Below are 16638 nucleotides of genomic sequence, written 5' to 3' on the forward strand. Positions count from 1 at the left end.
TTGCGGCGGCCTTCGTTTCATAATCTCCGCCCTTGCGGAAAGACTATTCTTTTAACGCAGTACCCATTACCATGGCTCAGGAACAGAACTATCAGGTCAACTACTCCATCAACGTGGATGCCTCTCAGGGCACCAAGCAGGTTATCGCCTTCGGTGAGGCGGTAGGCAAGCTGGTACAGGCGAAAGCGTCCCTGACTCCGGCCGTCACGAACATCAAGAATATGATGGACGAGATAGACCGCGTGTTCCGCACCAAGAACGGCAAGAAACGTAATTTCGATTACCGCCTGACCATCGATACGAAAAAAAGCGAAGAGAAGCTGGAACGTATCAAGGGGTTACTCACGGATATTTCCACGCTTTCCAAAGGCATCAGCCTGACCATCAATGCCGGTCAGGCTTTGGACAGCAAGAAAATCAAGGCCAACGCCAAAAGCCTTTACGAGAAAAAGGCTGCCGAGATGCGCAAAGCGGAGATCGAAAAGAATGCCGCCTCGTCCGTTGGCACGATGGCAGACGCGCAGAAACGCATTACCAAAGCCATCGGGAAAATCAACTCCGCCCTGGTTTCCATGGAACGTGACCGGGAACTGCAAATCAAGACCGGGACGGCGGAAAACAGGTTGCAGCAGATACTTTCCCTATTGGGTCGTATCAAAAGTGCTTCTGTCATTTCTTTCAACATGCAGGGAGGCATACCATCCGAAGGACTCACACCTTCCGTTCCGGTGCCATATGCTCCGCAGGCCTTCGTAATGCCCGAAAAGGCCCGGCAAAAACTGATGGAACGGCTTTATGCAGGACAGCAGCTGCATCGCCAGAAACTGGTCCACGCGGAGGAACTCTTTACCGCAGACCAGCGCCGTAAGGCGGCTCTGGCAGAAACCGCCGCGGCGGAAAAGCGGCGTGCCGATGAAGCGCGGGCTAAAGAACGGGAGTGCAAGAATGCCGCCCGTGCTGCGGAGAAAATACGCCGGCAGGCAGAACAGGCACGCCGTAAGGCAGAAACGGAACGTATAAAGGCCGAGCAGGCTGCAAGACGGCAGGAACAGCGCAATGCGATGCAGTCCGTCAGGCTCATGCAGCGGGAACATACTGCAGCCGGTACGCTCTACCGCAGTAAACGCCGTGCCGCCATCAACCGTATCCAGTATTCGAAAGCGCCGTCACTCAGGAACCTCCCGTTCGCTTCGATGCTCAATGCCTATATGGGTTACAGCCTGATCCGTTCGGAACTGACGAAGGCCATCGACTATTCCAACATCATGGAATCGGCACATTCCATCCTCCGTGTGGCGGACAGCGACCTCAAGACATTCGAGACCCGTTTTGACAGTATGGCCCGTCATGTCCGTAAAATCGGCATCGACACGAAATACACAGCCGTGGAGATTGCCGGTGCCGTCAAATACCTGTCGATGGCGGGCATGAATATCGAGACAATCAACAAGTCCATCCGCCCGATCACGAACCTGGCACTTATCGGTGACAACGACGTGTCGTATATCGCCGACCTGGCCACGAACATCATGGCCGGTTATGATATCCATAACGACAGCATGGACAGCGTGGCGGACATTATCTCCTCCACCATTTCCCGCTCGAATGTGAATATCGTGGAGATGGCGGAGTCATACAAGATGGCTGCCGGTTACCTGCGTATGGCGGGCGTGGACTTCACGGAAAGCAGTGCCGCCATCGGTCTTTTGGGCAATATGGGTCTGAAGGGAACGCTGGCGGGAACCTCGTTGCGTGCTCTTTCCACACGTTTTGCCAAACCTACCAAGGAGGCACAGGAAGTTCTGGACCGCCTGGGCATCCGGTTCACGGAAATGCGCGACATCGAGGGGGTGCAGGTCGAGAAACTCCGTCCTATAGCGGACATTTTCGAGGAATTGAACAAGAAGGGCGCGTCGATGGCGGATGTCCAGGCAATCTTCGGGAAAATTGGCGGTAACGCGGCGATGATGTTCCTGAAGAACTACGACAAACTACGAGAACTGACTTCATATAACCGGGGGTCCCAGGGCGTTTCCTCAGAACTGGCATTGGTAAAGCAGAATACGACCAAGGGATTGTGGGCGCAGGTGACCTCCCAGCTGACCGAAGGGTTCATGCAGGCATACGAGGTGTTGGAACCCTCTATCCGCACTGTGCTCCGCACTTTTCTGGCAAAGTTCAAGGCTCCGGAATTTACCCGTGGCCTGGTGTCCATCGGGAATGCCTTGTTGGACATCTTCACCGTGATCGGCAATATCGGCGCATGGGTGACCCGCAATTTCCATTGGATAGAACCGCTTGTCTTTACAGGCGTTGTCGCGACCCGGCTGTTCAAGGTGGCGGGAGCCCTGACGAATATCGGCATCGCCATGGGGTTTATCGGCAAACAGTCTGCGGCCACGACATCAATCAGTGTCGTGCAGGGGCTGCTGGGGGCGGGTGGTATCGGTAAGGTTTCGTTTGCCCAGAAGCGGGCCATCGTGTCGGCCATGCAGTCCGCAGGCGTGGCGGGACGGGGAGCGATGAACCGCGCCTTGATGGCCGGGGGCGGTGTCATCGGAGCCAAAGGAGTCCTGCAGTCGCTGTTTGCCACACAGGTGGCTACCGGCAGCGGACTGACCGGTGCTGCCGCCTCGTTGAGTGCCATCAGTACAGGCGCGGTTGCCGCCACGGCAGGTATAGCCGCATTGGTCGGGACTTTGGGATGGGTGGCTTACAAGACCTGGAAGATAAAGGAGGCGAAGGATGCCGTACTGGAAGAGATCGAATCGAACCGCAAGTACCGTTATCCGTCCATAGAGGCACTTTACTCCTCCCTGAGCGAGACCTATAACATGGCTGTCAAGACAAAGCGTGCCGTGGACGAGGTCGTTGCCGGCAAAAGTATCGAAGAGGCTTCGGGACATAAAATCGGAGCCTTCACATCCAACTGGTGGGCCGGGTTCTTGGGGGAATTTGCCATCGCTTCATCTGAGGGGATGGTATCGCGAGACCATGTGTATAACATGGACAAAGCCCGTCAGGATGACATAAGGGATGCGCTTGTCACCCTTGCCAAACGCGACAGCCAGACACGTATCGATGCCGCGTACGCCGAGTTCGGGAAGATGGGTACGGTATTGGAAGTGGACGCTTTCCTCAAGACGGTAAAGGAGCGTTTCGGGCAACAGGAGAAGGATCTCGACAAGTCTTTGTGGCGTATGCAGGATGGCAAGGCCGTCTATGTGAATGATATCGGGGACAGGTCGGAAGCGGTTGCCGCCCGCACATACGACTATGCCCGGTACATAAACACGCAGACCGTTCCGGAGATTGTGCGTGCCGCCACCGCTTATCGGAATGCCATATCGAGTGCCGCCAATGCGCATGAGCTGATGCGTAAGGGAGGGTTCGACTTTGACCAGTTCAGGGCCTGGGGATTCGAGCAGGACGAAAACGGGCTATGGAAACAGCGGGCACTGGGGCAGAACGCCACCGATGCGCAGCGTATAGACAACATCGCGCATCGCAAGCTGGCACATACGACACTCGTGAAGTTCTTTTCATCGCTCCGGCAGACTTTCGGAGGTTCGGCGGAGGCAGCCGAGAACATCCTCCGCGTGGCGGGCTTCACTCCCGACCAGTACGGCAACGAACCGGATTCCAACGATACACGTCCGTTTGCTGCCAACCCGATTACCAACACGCATCTGGATGACGGAGGGGCCGGCGGCAACTATTCCGGCACGGGGCGGTTGTCCTCGGCGGCACCTAAACAGGTCATCGTGAACATAGAGAGCCTGCTCAGTGTCAGGACCATCGACCTGATGAAGTCGAAGGAGGGGCAGACGGAAGAGATACAGAACCTGAAAGAACAACTGGCACAGGCGCTCATCGATGTCGTGCATGACTTCGATGCCTCCTGGAACGCATAAAATGAAAGGATTATGGGAAGACTGATACAAATCGCGGCCTCGACTTTGTTGAGCGGAGGCATACTCAACCACGGTTCGCTTGGCGGATACATCAGCAACGCCACGCGTCTGGCGTTGGGCATGGGGCTTGCCGAATTGCAGGACGGGCAGGTACATTACTTCTCCAGGCACCATGACCTGCTCAAACGGGCAGCCATACAGGTTGCCTCGCAGACGGCTTACGGGTTGCTACGTTCCTATCCCCGATACCTCAAATACTGGGAACAGCAGGTGCGGGACAAATATCTTCAGACACAGTCGCAGTCCAGCCTTGCGAACAAGACCGGACAGTACTACCAGCTCATCAGGGAACAGCAGGCGGTGGCGCAGAAGAAAAACCATATCGATTCCATCGTCGGCCGGACAGTGGCGGATTTTCTGGAACTGTCCATATCAGAGGAGGGGAAGTATTATGACAACAGCGAGTGCAAGGTTTTGCCGAACAGCCGGTATGGACTGGTGACATTCGTGGACCTGGGACCGCAGGTACAGGTCAGCAGCCGGAACAATATCCTGCTGACCCGGGTACAGGGGCGGGACTATACCCGCAAGGAATATATATCCGGGGGTGACCTCGAGATTACCATCAACGGCAAGATCACCTCCAAATACCCGGACGTGTATCCCGAGGCGGAAGTGTCCAAGTTTATCAGGCTGGTACAATACAAGGGTGTCATCGATTGCGACAACACGGTATTGCGCCAGTTCAACATTTCACGGTTGATTATACAGGGCTATACCTTACAGCCTACGGATTGCCGGAACGTGCAGCCGTATTCGCTGAACTGTGTCGCCGTGGAGCCATCGGAAGCCGTGGAACTGAAACTGGCGGAACAGGAAAAGGTGGACACGGCCATCAAGCACACGAACAAGTGGATCAAGTATGTTAAATTCGGTACGGAGGTCATCGACCCCGCCTCGTTGCTTAAACTGACACGTTTATGGGTATAGCTGCAATGGATATCCTCTGCTGTCGCATCACCATCGGGGATGCCGACCCATCCAATCCGATGAGGATACAGAACGGCGTGGAGATTACGGAAGTCCAGTCGCTCGAAATCAACGAGAGTTACAAGAAGCTGATCGGAACGGCCAAAGTGATATTCCCGAAAGGGTCGGTATGCCGCTCCACGATTATCGGGAACGTGACATTGGAGGGCAAGGACGTGTCGAGGATAACGACGGAGGTGATGCAGGACGGTGTCATCATCGAGAAACGCAGCGCGCAGCGTCTGGTTGACGAGACGACATTCAAGGTCGGACAGCGCATCAATATCAAGCTGGGCTACAACGGCGTGCTGAAAAATATGTTCGACGGATACATTACCGGATACAATTCGGACAGCACGCTGGAAATCCAGTGTGAGAATATGGCCTACAAACTCAAACTGAAACAGGCACCTCATTTCGAGACCCCGGCGAAAGGGACGACGGTGAACGAGGTGCTGGAAGGCAAGTATAATATCCTGAAAGATACCGGCTTCAGGATACACTCGGATACGAAGCGGTTTGAGATACATATCGGCAAGGTAAAGGTCACGGACAACTTCACGGTAGCGGATATCCTTTCCGAATGGTCGAAGTACAAGGTCTACTGTTTTTTAAAATACGATGCCGATGATGACGGGGCCATACCGTCCATTGCCGTCGGGCGTCCTTATTCGTCCAGCAAGGCTCAGCCGGTATTCCCGGAGGATGAATCGACAGGACCGTACAGGATATACTTCAACGAGCATGTGGCGCAGAGCAACCTGAAAGTGGTCAAGACCGATCCGAAGTTTTTGGCGGTGACGGGCAAGGCACTCGGGACGGATGAAAAATTCTTTGAGGTGACAGTACGCATGAATCCTGAATACGACCCGGCGACGCCGGGCAGCAAGGAGTTTCAGACGGTCAATGCCACGCAGATTTCAAAAAAGACGCACAAAGTAACGGGCAACACGACGGCATCAGGAGCGAAGACCAGGACCAAGGTGGATTTATCCACATATACCATCGTACCATATATGTCACCTCATGTCGGAATCAATTCCGACCGGCTTGTAGAAGAGACGACGGAATACTTTCGGAATTACAATCTGAACGGAATCACCGGCAATGTGACAGTATTCGGGGATTTCGGACTGTCTCCTGCCGTACAGGTGGAACTGATCGACTACCGTAATCCTTCCAAGAACGGCGTATACCTCGTGGAAGAGGTAACGACTACTTTCGGGGTGGGTGGATACAGGCAACAACTGAGTATTCCGTATAAAATTAGGAAATAAGATTTACCGTTATTCAACAGGAGGAATTTCTATCAATGGTTCTTCGTTTATTACCTTGATAATATTCGGAAGTTCGCTATTGTATTTATCGTCAGTAGAGCAATCAAAACCTTTTCTTCCACTAATGAAATCCGGTGTCGAAGTTTCAAAAGACCCTTTGCGTACAACCGGTATAAATTTAGTGGTTCCCTGATTGTTATATATTTCATGTGATATTATACCCCCTTCATAAGCGGCACCTCCTTTACCGGATTCAGCTTTCTCTTTATACTTTGGAGTCAGAATGCACAGAACTTTAGTTGCCTTACGGATGCTTTCAAGCATAAATTTAGGCAAGTCAGTTCCATGAGGTTGATACTGGTCTATTTGAGCATCAATCCCTCGTCTTCGCAAATCTTTGGCGAAAGTTTGAATCCAATTCATAAAGACATTGTCTTCTACCTCCCACGCATACGAAATCAACACAAACGGCTTGTTTTTATTCACAATTGGTTCTTCCGCCACTTTATTGAGAATTTCAGGCAGAGGCGTATTATCGATTGTAGGAATGTCTACATCTGCCCAAGGATTCAAAGCTTCTTGTATCGCATCTTTTGGAGTATTCATTAGCAGCAGCCTGTTTATTTTGATAGACAAATCTTTGAGGAATTTTTGTACATCATTCTCATCAAGAGCTAAAAATAAAGTCCTATACCATTTAATTCTTGATGTAAATTCTTCCTTTTCCCGCAATTCTGCCATATATTCCCCATATGTATGAGGTAACGACAATGTTGTTAAATATGGCCTGATTGTATTATAAAACAATGGTCCATCTACATACAGCGGCGCATAATCATTTTCTTTGTTCGATCCGATAATATTCCAAAGCTGTTCATATATATCTGATCTACTGGTCTCTTTTTCATAAATTGTCCGCTCAAGGGAAATTTTAGGAATAACACACTCTCCCCCATTTATAACATCGGCACCATTCTCCGTAAGAGCTATAAAATCTCTATCTTTTAAGTAGAGATAGCCATTATCAATGAGGGTATTTACCAGGAAATACAATATACCCAATTGATTACGAGTAAATTGCTTTTCAGCTGCAAATCTAAAATTTCTGAGCATGTTACCTTGCCCGGCTTTAAAGCATCTTGATTTTTGAAAGAAATCAAATATATATGTAATATAGGATTCTAAAATTTCTTGTTTCATAAGTAATATCATTGTCTTTGCAAAAGTACAAAATAATTGGCAACCAATAAACTATGCTCCTCCTATTCTTTCAAAAAACTCATGTCTTCAGACAAATCCAACCAGTTGCTTATCCGTGAGGCTATCCGCAAGATAGCCTTGGGACGGAGTATGGAGCGTATCAATCTGGCTCCCGGAGGCATGTCCGGTATCGGTACGGCCCGCATGATACACGGCTATGTCGCCAAGATACACGACAACCCCTCGGACGAGGAGTTTTCCGACTACGGCGGTACCATTGATGTCGGCGAGTACCCGGACGAGACGGCCTCCGCCGAACCTGTTATCCATAAAGGCGTGTTGCTCTCGGCCGCCACCAACAGCGAAGGCGGCTTCCTGATCGTCCCCGCACTTTTTTCCGACGTGACCATCTTCATGGATGCCGCCACCCGTTATGCCTATGTGGTTAACTTCTCCCATGTGGATATCCTGCGGCTCAATGCCCGCACGGAAACCGTCATCGGCGTGACCGAAATGGAGGAACTGGATCCGGAAAACGACTCTTCCCCGGACTACGACGAACTGGAAACCACCGGTAACGAGACCTCCACCCACTATACGCCGACGGCCGTCACAACAACCGTTAGGAATGACAAGGACAAGGAAGCGACAACCGTTATCGATGCGGAAAGCATCACGCATACGGTGGACAAGTCTGAAGTCAGACAGACAGCAGATAAAGTGGTACAAAAGGTCAATTCCACGACCGTTGCCGTTGCCGACAACAAGGTGACGCTCGGTGACGAGAATGCCACCGAGCCGCTGGTTCTGGGTAATGAGCTTGCCCGGCTGATGCTCGACTTCCTGACGGAATGTTCGAAAATCATGACTCCCACACTGATGGGCACGATGTCGCCGATCAATATGCCGAACTTCATCTCGCTGACATCACGTATCCAGAAATTTCTTTCCAAGACCAGCTATACCAAATGAGCGTACAACTGCATCCCGATATAGAAACCCTCGACAAGGAGAGCCTGTGCTATTCCATCTATGCACAGCTGTACCATAACTTTTTCAATGCCCAGCAGAAAAAGGACGACGAGCATCCTTACGGCATCGAGGAAGGCGACGAGACCAGCCTGAGACTGAAGAATACCGCTTACGGTTTTGCATCCGCCATTGCCGGAGCCGTTACGGGAGAAGGCGGTTCCGGAAGCGGTGGCTTGCTGTTGGATTACCTGAAGAAATCGGGCGGTGACATGACCGGCAAGCTCAGTGCCAATTACGGTTTCGAAGCCGGCATTGGAAACACCCGTATCCTGGAAACCTATTCGCAGGACATTACCGATCCGGAAGGTGTGGTAACTGCCATCGAGTACGGTATCAGGATTACCGGCAACCTGAAAGTCGGGGGCGACAGCCTGCATATCGGCGGCAGGCAGTTGCTCCGTTACGACGCGGACAAGGCCACCGCTACAATCAACGCTTCCCATATAGACTTTCTGGATGCGACGGTACATTCCAAAGGGGCATGGATTATCGGGGACGAGGATACAGGAATATCCATCTCCCCGACACGGCTGGCCGTGGGCGGGCAGGATGTCTATCATCGTGGCAACGCCAATACGGACACGGTGGATTGGACGATGCGGGACGGCATGGTGAGACGGAATCTGACGGTGCGAGGGAGTACGGTCATGGATGGCGGACTGAAAGCCTTGCAAGGCGTGGAACTGGGCGACAAAGGGAAATGTCTGCTTTCGTTTTCGGAAGAGGATGTCGCGCTCGGCGGGTTCCTCTCGTTCCTGGACGGATTCGGCATCCGGATCGGAGATGTTCCCGTACTGCTCTGTACCGACAAGGACAAGATACAGTTCGGGAGTATCGGCGGTGACCTTCTTTTAGGCGGCGACCATACCCCGAAGATACGCCTGTTCTCCGGCATATCGGACGTGGACGGCGAGTGTCTGATGCTTTCCCCTTACGGAAAGGCTTGTTTTCCGGGCTCGCTGACTGTCCGCCACAACTACGGCGCCGACCTGCTCTCCTCATACCGGGTAGACACTTCCGATGAAGGTATCGTTATCCACAAGCGCTTGCGGATGGGCACAGCAGAGGGATTTATGTTCACAGGCGACAGGGAGCGCGTATCGCTTTCTTCCGAGGTAATCTACGAGGAAGAGGACGTAAGGACGGCTATCCCTCACAGCACGGATTTTTCACACCGTCCGTCCGTGAGCTGTTATGCCCCGCAGAACCGTCACAGCGAATCGTTCCATATCCGCACCGATGCCGATTTCGTTACGGTCGCTGTTCCGTTGGAAGCAGCCGGGCATATCGGAATCCATGCGTCGCCCACCCGGATTACTGACAGAATCCTATACTTGACAGAGGCGTTACGCCTGCAAGCGGTGGAGGACGGTATCCGGCATTACGGAAACAGCGTCTTTACCGGGTCGCTCTCTTCGGAGTTCTTTTCCCCGGGCCTTTCCGGAAGCGGATGGGCTGTCCGCCGGAACCGGACGACAGGAGGCGTCTCCGCCACATTCGACGAGGTGGTGGCCCGCCGTAAGTTCCGCGCCTATGAGTTCGAGGTCGAAAAGACTTCGGTAACCAACGGTTCCTTCTGGATCAGCGACAGCTGTTCGGGAGACACCGTGGAAAAACTGTCATAATCCATGTCCGTATTCCGTTATCCGACATACAAGATCCGTATTGCCCCCGACTCGCAGAAGACACAGGGACTGCAAGCCGGGGATATCATCCGCAGGCAATATGCCGAACGGGAGCGTACCGTCTATTCGCTGATGTGCGTGACAGAAACCGGAACGGAGCTTGTCGGAGACAAGGACGCCCCTTATTTCATCGGGGCATTGCTGGACGGGGACGAACCGCAGGGCGGTGAACTGCTGGACTTCGTGCGGATTACCAACCTGTTCGATACGGCACGTAGCGGAGCCTTGTACCTGACGGCTTCTGACAGCGATTCACCCTATATGGATGTCATCGACGGCATGGCGACCGAACGCTCCCTGTGCTATCCCGTCATGGACGGAGGCATGGCGGGAGTGCCGGACAAGTCCAGGTACGCCGTTTATGGCAGCATGCTGCAAACGGAATATCTGGATGCCGATTCGGAAGCGACACGCATTGTCCGCATTATCCGCAACGCGGAACCGGCAGGAAACGCTTCCTTCGGGCTGATGCTGACATTGGAAGAACCGGTCGGATACCCGGAGCGCCTGCTGGTATCGTTCAAGGTCAGGTCTTCCAAAACATCAGGTTCCGTACCGATCCGATTCGGCTATACGAACCGTGAAAAGACGGATGCGGAAGATGAAATCTCCATCGGCCGGGAATGGAAGTACAAGTTATGGGTCATCACCGTGGATTACCCGGCACAGTACAGCCGGAGCCTGTTTCTTGACCTGACATCAAGCCTGGCCTCCGAGGGGGACTGGTGCGAGGTCGCCGACCTGAACATTGTTCGTCTTGCCTCCGTATCCGCTTTCAGCGAGGCGAGCAAGGCCCGTGTGGGAAAGGTCAGCGGCATCATCGATCCGGTCTTCGGCATGTTGGATGGTTACGGGGCCTATTTCCAGAATCTCTATGCCACACGCAATGTCAATATAGCCGGCACGCTTACCGCGGGAGACGAGAACGGTTTTTCAAGCACGTTTTATGTGGGCAAAATCCACAAGAATGTCATACCCGACAGCCTGTCCTGCCGGTTCAGCCATTCGGAAGAGCTGGATGAAACATCTCCCGCCGGACTCGGGCGGTGTGTACGGATAGCCGGAGACAGTCTTCTTGGTGCGCAAAGTGCCGCCTGGCGGGAGGCTCATACAGGAGTCTGTTATTGTTTCTCAGTCTGGATAAAAGCGGAAGATACGGCAGCCATCCGGTTCTATCAGGATGAACATCTTGTCGGTGATCGGACGGTGGCTGCCGGTAAAGGATGGGTCCGTTATAATGTCCCGTTCCTCATACGCGGGTCAGATTCCCCCGTCATGTGTCTCGGCATTGCCGCTTCCGTCCCCCTGTCGTTGTCCGCCCCTCAATTGGAGGCCGGAAGGAACGTGACCCCCTATCAGGCGACCGATGAAGCCTTGTCCTACACGGACGATTACGGTGCCTGGTTCAATAAGGGAGGTATCGGGGGTACCATACAGAATCCCCTGTTGCGGCTGAACGAAGACGGCTCGATCGTTTCACGGGACGGTTCTTTCGTCATCCATCCGGACGGGACGGGCCATTTCGCCTCGGGACGGTTCAAGTGGGGCAAGGATACCATCGAACTGCGCGATGTGACCATCCGCTGGGAAGACCTCGATGAGGAGGCGCAGGAACTGCTCAAGCCCCGTTCCGTCTCCCTGACAGGCGGCACGGCGTTCCATTTCAAGGACGAGCTTTCAGGCGCATGCGAGCCGGAGAATATCCCGCTTGTGGCGACCGAATACAATTTCGAGCCGGAAAGTCGGCAGTGGGAATACCTTGCCGTTGACGGCATATGGAAAGATGCCGGATGCAATGCCGCCGTATTTGAAATGACACCCCCGTTTCATGGCTGGGAAGGGCGCGACGTGCTGACCCTCCGCTACACGGCAACATACCGTAATGAAAAAATCAGTGCGACCCATACCTTTTTCAAACTTTACGACGGATCTCCCTCCTATACTGTTTATGTGGAGTCTGAAAACGGCACGACATTCCGCAACGGAATCGTCTCGACGGTACTCCGTGCCAGGGTGTACAGGGGCGGTGAAGAGATTACATCGCTCATTCCCGACGGCAATTTCCGCTGGATACGGACGAGCCGCGATACGGAGAGTGACAGGATATGGAACGCCGCACCGCGTTACGGCAGGGAGATAGAGATAACCGGCGGGGACGTGTGGCGCAAGGCCGTTTTCGATTGCGAAGTGGAAATAACAAATAACCGATAATCTATTATGGCAGTAAAAGTAGCCCGCGGGCAGGTCACCATCATCGACCAGAACGACGCGGTATCGTTGCAGGCATTCATCGGCTCCTCGCAGCCCCTGACACAGGTGTACAACAGAGACAACAATGCCTATGCCCCTTCGTGGGCGGCTTCTCCCTATCTGGTACTTACCCCTTCGCTCTTCGTCAGCGGTCAGGCGGCGACCGACCAGATCACCTCGGTAGGCAATGCCGCGACGCTTACGGCAGGCGTGAAGAGCGGCTCGGCCAAGTGGTACAAGAACGGTACGGCGATCGTCTCCGGACAGGACAGCTGCACCATCGGCGCGGCATCGGCCAAGTATGCCCTTACCGTCAAAGCCAACCACATGACCGTTTCCGCTCCGCAAGTGCGTTATACTTTCGAGGCGGTTTACATCGACGCCAACGGGCTGGAGATTCCGTTCCGGGCGGAGATTCAGTTCACGCAGCACCTGAACGCCGGAGCGATGATCGCCGCCGTGGCGTATGCACCCGACGGCATCGTATTCAAGAACGACGAGGTGGCGACGCTCAGGGCGCATTGCGACCTGTGGCGCGGAGCCTCTATCGACACGACGAACGTCACCTACGCGTGGGGCATCAAGGATTCGGCGGTATTCGCGGGCACGACACTGACAGCTGCCGCGGCAGCCGGAGCCACGACCATAACGGTCGCTTCGGTAATGAACATGGAGGCGGGAGGCAGGATAACCATAGGATCGGCACAGTACACCATTTCGGCAGTCAACGCCTCCACGAAGGTCGTGACGCTGACCTCCGCACTGAGTGCCGCAGCCGCATCGGGAGCCGCCGTTTCGTGTCCCTACTACAACTCCATGCTGGGTGCCGGCTGGGCATGCCTTACCTCGACCAATCCTCGGGGCGTGACGGCAGGCTGGACGACAAACGAAATCACGATTACGGCAGATGCCGTTCTCAACTTCGAGACCTTCAAGTGCGCCATCAAGGATACGGACACCTCGGCGGGCAACGCCTCGGCGAACAAGGTCGTCTGCGACATCATCTCCTTCACGGATATGTCCGACCCCATCACGGTTGATCTGGTCAGCCAGAAGGGGTTCACCATCAAGAACAACGGCAATGACGTGGATGCCAAAGCCGTGTTATACAGGGGCGGTGAGGAAATCGACACGGGCGGGACAGCTTATACCTATACATGGAAACTGTGGAACTCTGCCGGGACTTCCGTCGTGAAGACCTACACGGGAAAATCCATCACGGTCTCGAAAGCCGATGTGACGGGGAAAGGCGTGCTGATGTGCGAGGTATCGAAATAAACGACATGTCTTACAACGAATACGAGGGTGCCAAATACTTTTTGGGACACCCTCATTGCGTCTGACGTGTTTCCCGACAGGAAAGTCAGTCTCTTGGCATGGATTTCACGATCCCGCTCACGGGGTCGAATTGTACGGCGGCATTGTTGAACAGCCGCTCGATATGCCCGCTGCGGATCATTTCGGAGGTCGGCAGACAGTGAAGGACGGGCGTATCGATAAGGGCTATTCTGTCACTCAGCGAGAGGGCTATATCCAGTTCGTGAGTGGAGAACAGAATGCATTTGCCCTCAGCATGCGCTAACCGTGCGAGCAGGGAACACAATTCGTAACGGTTGGGCATGTCAAGAAACGAGGTCGGCTCGTCCAACAGGATGACGGGCGTTTCCTGAGCCAGAGCACGGGCTATCATAATGCGCTGGCATTCACCGTCCGACATCTTATCCATCGTGCGGCCGGCATACGCCTCCATTCCGACCGAAGAGAGCGACCGCATGACGATTTCCCTATCTTGAGGCTGCATGCGGCCGATCCAGTTGGTGTAAGGGGCGCGGCCGATAGCCACGACATCCTCGCACCGCAGGTTGGCGATGCGTGTGCGCTCGGTCGTGACAAATGCCAGTTGCCTTGCCTTCTCCGGAGTTCTCATGTTTGCGATACAATGTCCGTCGAGCAGGATTTTACCGCAATAATTATGATTCAGTCCAGCTATGGCACGGAGAAGTGTAGATTTCCCCGTGCCGTTCCTGCCAATAAGGGCAGTCAGCTGTCCTCTTTTGAAAGAGGCATCGACCTTATCGAGAAGCCTCTTCTCTGCGTAGCCTATGGAAAAATCGCACAGTTCTATCATACCGTCATCGATTTATTGCGTAAAACCACCCATACGACTATCGGGATTCCCAGCAGTGCGGTAATGGCATTTACGGGCAAAGTGAACATTTTGGAAACGATATCGCAAAGAAGCAATACCGCCGCCCCCGAGAGAAGGGTTCCCGGCAGGAGCACGCGGTGGTCGGCCTCGCGGAAGAGCATCCGCGCGACGTGAGGCATGGCAAGACCGATGAAGCCGATCGGGCCGCAGAAAGCCGTTACCGTGCCGGCCAGCAGCGTCGTCGAGAGAAACAGCAGACCGCGCGAACGGCGGATATTCAGTCCCATCGTTACGGCATATTCCTCGCCGAAGAGCAGGAGGTTGAGCGGTTTGATCGTCCATACGGCCAGCAGCAACCCGACGATGACCGACGGAAGGAGGATGGCGAGCTGCGGCACCGTCACGTCGCCGAGCGACCCCATCGTCCAGATGACGAACGCCTTTAACGCCTCCTCTTTGCTCAGATATTGCAATATCTGCACGACAGCGCTCACGCCTGACGAGAACATCATACCCAAAATCAATATCACCATAATGTCCTTTATGCGGTGTCCGACGGCAGCGATTACGAGCAGCACGACGGCCGCACCCAGCCAAGCCGCTCCGGCGATGCCTATCGACGAGCCGACGCCTGCCAGCACCACGAGCGCCACGCCGAGGCTTGCACCCGAGCTGATGCCCAGCACGTAGGGGCCGGCCAGCGGATTGCGGAACAATGTCTGCATCTGCAAGCCGCTGACCGATAGCGCCGCCCCGGCCAGCAGAGCCACAACCGCCTTTATCAGCCGTATGTTCAGTACGATTTTCGCCGTAGTCCGCGGGCAGTCGCCGCCCGTCAGGGCCGCCCATACGTCGCCGACGGGAATGCGAACCGCGCCCACAGCCAAATCCAACAGGAAGAGGCCGACCGTAAGCACGGACAACGCGGTGAACAGGATGACGGGGCGTGAACGCATCTATTTCAGTTGTTTGTAGTATACGAAATCTTCTTCGACCAACTCGGGGTGGAATATCTTCACGAGGTCGCGCAGAAGAAGGTCGGGATTCACGACGGCCGATTCGTAGTAGTCGTTGCCTCCGGCGGCATTGGTGCGGGCGTTGTTGTTATAGACATAGCCGTTTCGGACGCAGCGGGTATCGGCGAACTTCGGGCAGGCGGCTTTCAGTTCGTCGAGTGTGTTCGCCATGCCGACGTTCAGCCACATATCGGCCTCCGAAGCGAGCAGGTATGCCTCCTCCAAGTCGATAGGCGTCGAAGAGTTGCCCGTGTTCTTCTTGTAGATGTAGTCGCCTCCGGCGTCGGTAATCAGCCGCACGGCATAGTTTTCCGTCGAGGGCATGAACCACGAATCGCCGTAGGGCGTATTGAGCATGACCGACGGGGCATCGAGAACGGCACCGGACACTTTCTGTTTCAGCGCATTGTATCGGATCGGAATATCCGCGAATACCTTTTCGCCCTTCGCGCGTTTCCCGACGACCTCCGAAAGCGCCACCAGCCATTCGGCTTTGCCCAGCGGAGATTCTTCGAGATAATCGCCGACATACATGAACGGGATGCCGAGCTCCTTGAGTTTGCTCTCCATCGCACTGGCCCCGTTCACGCCGAAAAGCAGCACAAGGTCAGGGTCGAGCGACAACAGAAGTTCATAATTGATATTTCCCTCGTAACCCACGTCGCCGATGCTGTCGCGGCGTGCCTGAATGTCGGGATTGGAGATATAGTCGAGTCCCGAAACGCCGACCACACGTGCCGTCTCGCCGATGGCGTCGAGCATGGCGATATGGGTCGAGGACATCGCCACGATGCGCTGCGCATCCCCTTCGAGGACCTGCCCGTCGAAACCCTCGGGAACGGGTTCCCCGTTACGGGAGATGAACAACCGGGTGGTGACGCTATCCGCGCCCTGCCACGGATTCATGACGGAAACCAGCACGCTCTGTCTGCCGTCTGCTCTTTCAATCTTGAATCCCGAGGCATATTCGGGAGCGTAAAGCTGTTTGTTGAAATCGGCAAGTTGGGAACTCTTGCCACGACAGCCTGCAAATGCCAGCGCAAGCAGCACCATCAGGCTCAAATTCTTTAATACTTTCATATCATT

General features: G+C 54.3%; 11 protein-coding genes. 7 read left to right on the forward strand and 4 right to left on the reverse strand.

Annotated features, from left to right (window positions below):
• The first annotated feature begins 71 nt into the window (after positions 1-71).
• From DW947_RS11645 to DW947_RS11655, 3 genes are read left to right on the forward strand one after another with little or no spacing between them, the layout of a single operon-like run.
• A complete protein-coding gene (locus DW947_RS11645) occupies positions 72-3914 on the forward strand; it encodes a phage tail tape measure protein (protein ID WP_119958521.1) in 3843 nt (1280 codons plus the stop codon).
• Positions 3915-3926: 12 nt separating this feature from the next.
• Positions 3927-4904 carry a DUF6046 domain-containing protein gene (locus DW947_RS11650; protein WP_004293595.1) on the forward strand — a complete coding sequence of 326 codons (978 nt, stop codon included), beginning with the start codon at positions 3927-3929 and terminating at the stop codon, positions 4902-4904.
• A complete protein-coding gene (locus DW947_RS11655) occupies positions 4895-6220 on the forward strand; it encodes a hypothetical protein (protein WP_004293594.1) in 1326 nt (441 codons plus the stop codon). Before DW947_RS11650 ends, DW947_RS11655 begins: the two co-directional genes overlap by 10 nt.
• Positions 6221-6229: 9 nt before the next feature.
• Here DW947_RS11655 and DW947_RS11660 read toward each other — a convergent pair whose 3' ends face one another.
• Complete coding sequence (locus tag DW947_RS11660; RefSeq protein WP_224200102.1) at positions 6230-7420, reverse strand: toll/interleukin-1 receptor domain-containing protein; 1191 nt, start codon at positions 7418-7420, stop codon at positions 6230-6232.
• An 81-nt stretch (positions 7421-7501) separates the two neighbouring features.
• On the opposite strand from DW947_RS11660, the gene DW947_RS11665 reads away from it, so the two are divergent.
• From DW947_RS11665 to DW947_RS11680, 4 genes are read left to right on the forward strand one after another with little or no spacing between them, the layout of a single operon-like run.
• Positions 7502-8392 (forward strand): hypothetical protein, encoded by an 891-nt coding sequence (locus DW947_RS11665; protein ID WP_004293592.1) that lies wholly within the window; start codon positions 7502-7504, stop codon positions 8390-8392.
• Entirely contained in the window at positions 8389-10077 is a 1689-nt protein-coding gene (locus DW947_RS11670; RefSeq protein ID WP_004293591.1) for a hypothetical protein, read from the forward strand. The genes DW947_RS11665 and DW947_RS11670 overlap by 4 nt, the downstream gene beginning before the upstream one ends.
• 3 nt (positions 10078-10080) lie before the next feature.
• A complete protein-coding gene (locus tag DW947_RS11675) occupies positions 10081-12348 on the forward strand; it encodes a hypothetical protein (protein WP_004293590.1) in 2268 nt (755 codons plus the stop codon).
• Between the two features lie 6 nt (positions 12349-12354).
• Positions 12355-13665 carry a hypothetical protein gene (locus DW947_RS11680; RefSeq protein WP_004293589.1) on the forward strand — a complete coding sequence of 437 codons (1311 nt, stop codon included), beginning with the start codon at positions 12355-12357 and terminating at the stop codon, positions 13663-13665.
• 85 nt (positions 13666-13750) lie between these two features.
• Here the strand turns inward: DW947_RS11680 and DW947_RS11685 are convergent, their stop codons facing one another.
• The 3 genes from DW947_RS11685 to DW947_RS11695 are packed head-to-tail and all read right to left on the reverse strand — an operon-like array spanning position 13751 to position 16632.
• Complete coding sequence (locus tag DW947_RS11685) at positions 13751-14515, reverse strand: ABC transporter ATP-binding protein (RefSeq protein ID WP_004293588.1); 765 nt, start codon at positions 14513-14515, stop codon at positions 13751-13753.
• A complete protein-coding gene (locus tag DW947_RS11690) occupies positions 14512-15492 on the reverse strand; it encodes a FecCD family ABC transporter permease (protein WP_004293587.1) in 981 nt (326 codons plus the stop codon). Before DW947_RS11690 ends, DW947_RS11685 begins: the two co-directional genes overlap by 4 nt.
• Positions 15493-16632 carry an ABC transporter substrate-binding protein gene (locus DW947_RS11695; RefSeq protein ID WP_004293586.1) on the reverse strand — a complete coding sequence of 380 codons (1140 nt, stop codon included), beginning with the start codon at positions 16630-16632 and terminating at the stop codon, positions 15493-15495.
• Positions 16633-16638 lie beyond the last annotated feature (6 nt).

The organism is Bacteroides sp. AM44-19 (assembly GCF_003603395.1).
Taxonomy (GTDB): Bacteria; Bacteroidota; Bacteroidia; order Bacteroidales; family Bacteroidaceae; genus Bacteroides; species Bacteroides uniformis.

Coding starts and splice junctions, on each gene's coding strand:
- DW947_RS11645 (WP_119958521.1), top strand. CDS start 72: ATGGCTCAGGAACAGAACTATCAGGTCAACTACTCCATCAACGTGGAT.
- DW947_RS11650 (WP_004293595.1), top strand. CDS start 3,927: ATGGGAAGACTGATACAAATCGCGGCCTCGACTTTGTTGAGCGGAGGC.
- DW947_RS11655 (WP_004293594.1), top strand. CDS start 4,895: ATGGGTATAGCTGCAATGGATATCCTCTGCTGTCGCATCACCATCGGG.
- DW947_RS11660 (WP_224200102.1), bottom strand. CDS start 7,420: ATGAAACAAGAAATTTTAGAATCCTATATTACATATATATTTGATTTC.
- DW947_RS11665 (WP_004293592.1), top strand. CDS start 7,502: ATGTCTTCAGACAAATCCAACCAGTTGCTTATCCGTGAGGCTATCCGC.
- DW947_RS11670 (WP_004293591.1), top strand. CDS start 8,389: ATGAGCGTACAACTGCATCCCGATATAGAAACCCTCGACAAGGAGAGC.
- DW947_RS11675 (WP_004293590.1), top strand. CDS start 10,081: ATGTCCGTATTCCGTTATCCGACATACAAGATCCGTATTGCCCCCGAC.
- DW947_RS11680 (WP_004293589.1), top strand. CDS start 12,355: ATGGCAGTAAAAGTAGCCCGCGGGCAGGTCACCATCATCGACCAGAAC.
- DW947_RS11685 (WP_004293588.1), bottom strand. CDS start 14,515: ATGATAGAACTGTGCGATTTTTCCATAGGCTACGCAGAGAAGAGGCTT.
- DW947_RS11690 (WP_004293587.1), bottom strand. CDS start 15,492: ATGCGTTCACGCCCCGTCATCCTGTTCACCGCGTTGTCCGTGCTTACG.
- DW947_RS11695 (WP_004293586.1), bottom strand. CDS start 16,632: ATGAAAGTATTAAAGAATTTGAGCCTGATGGTGCTGCTTGCGCTGGCA.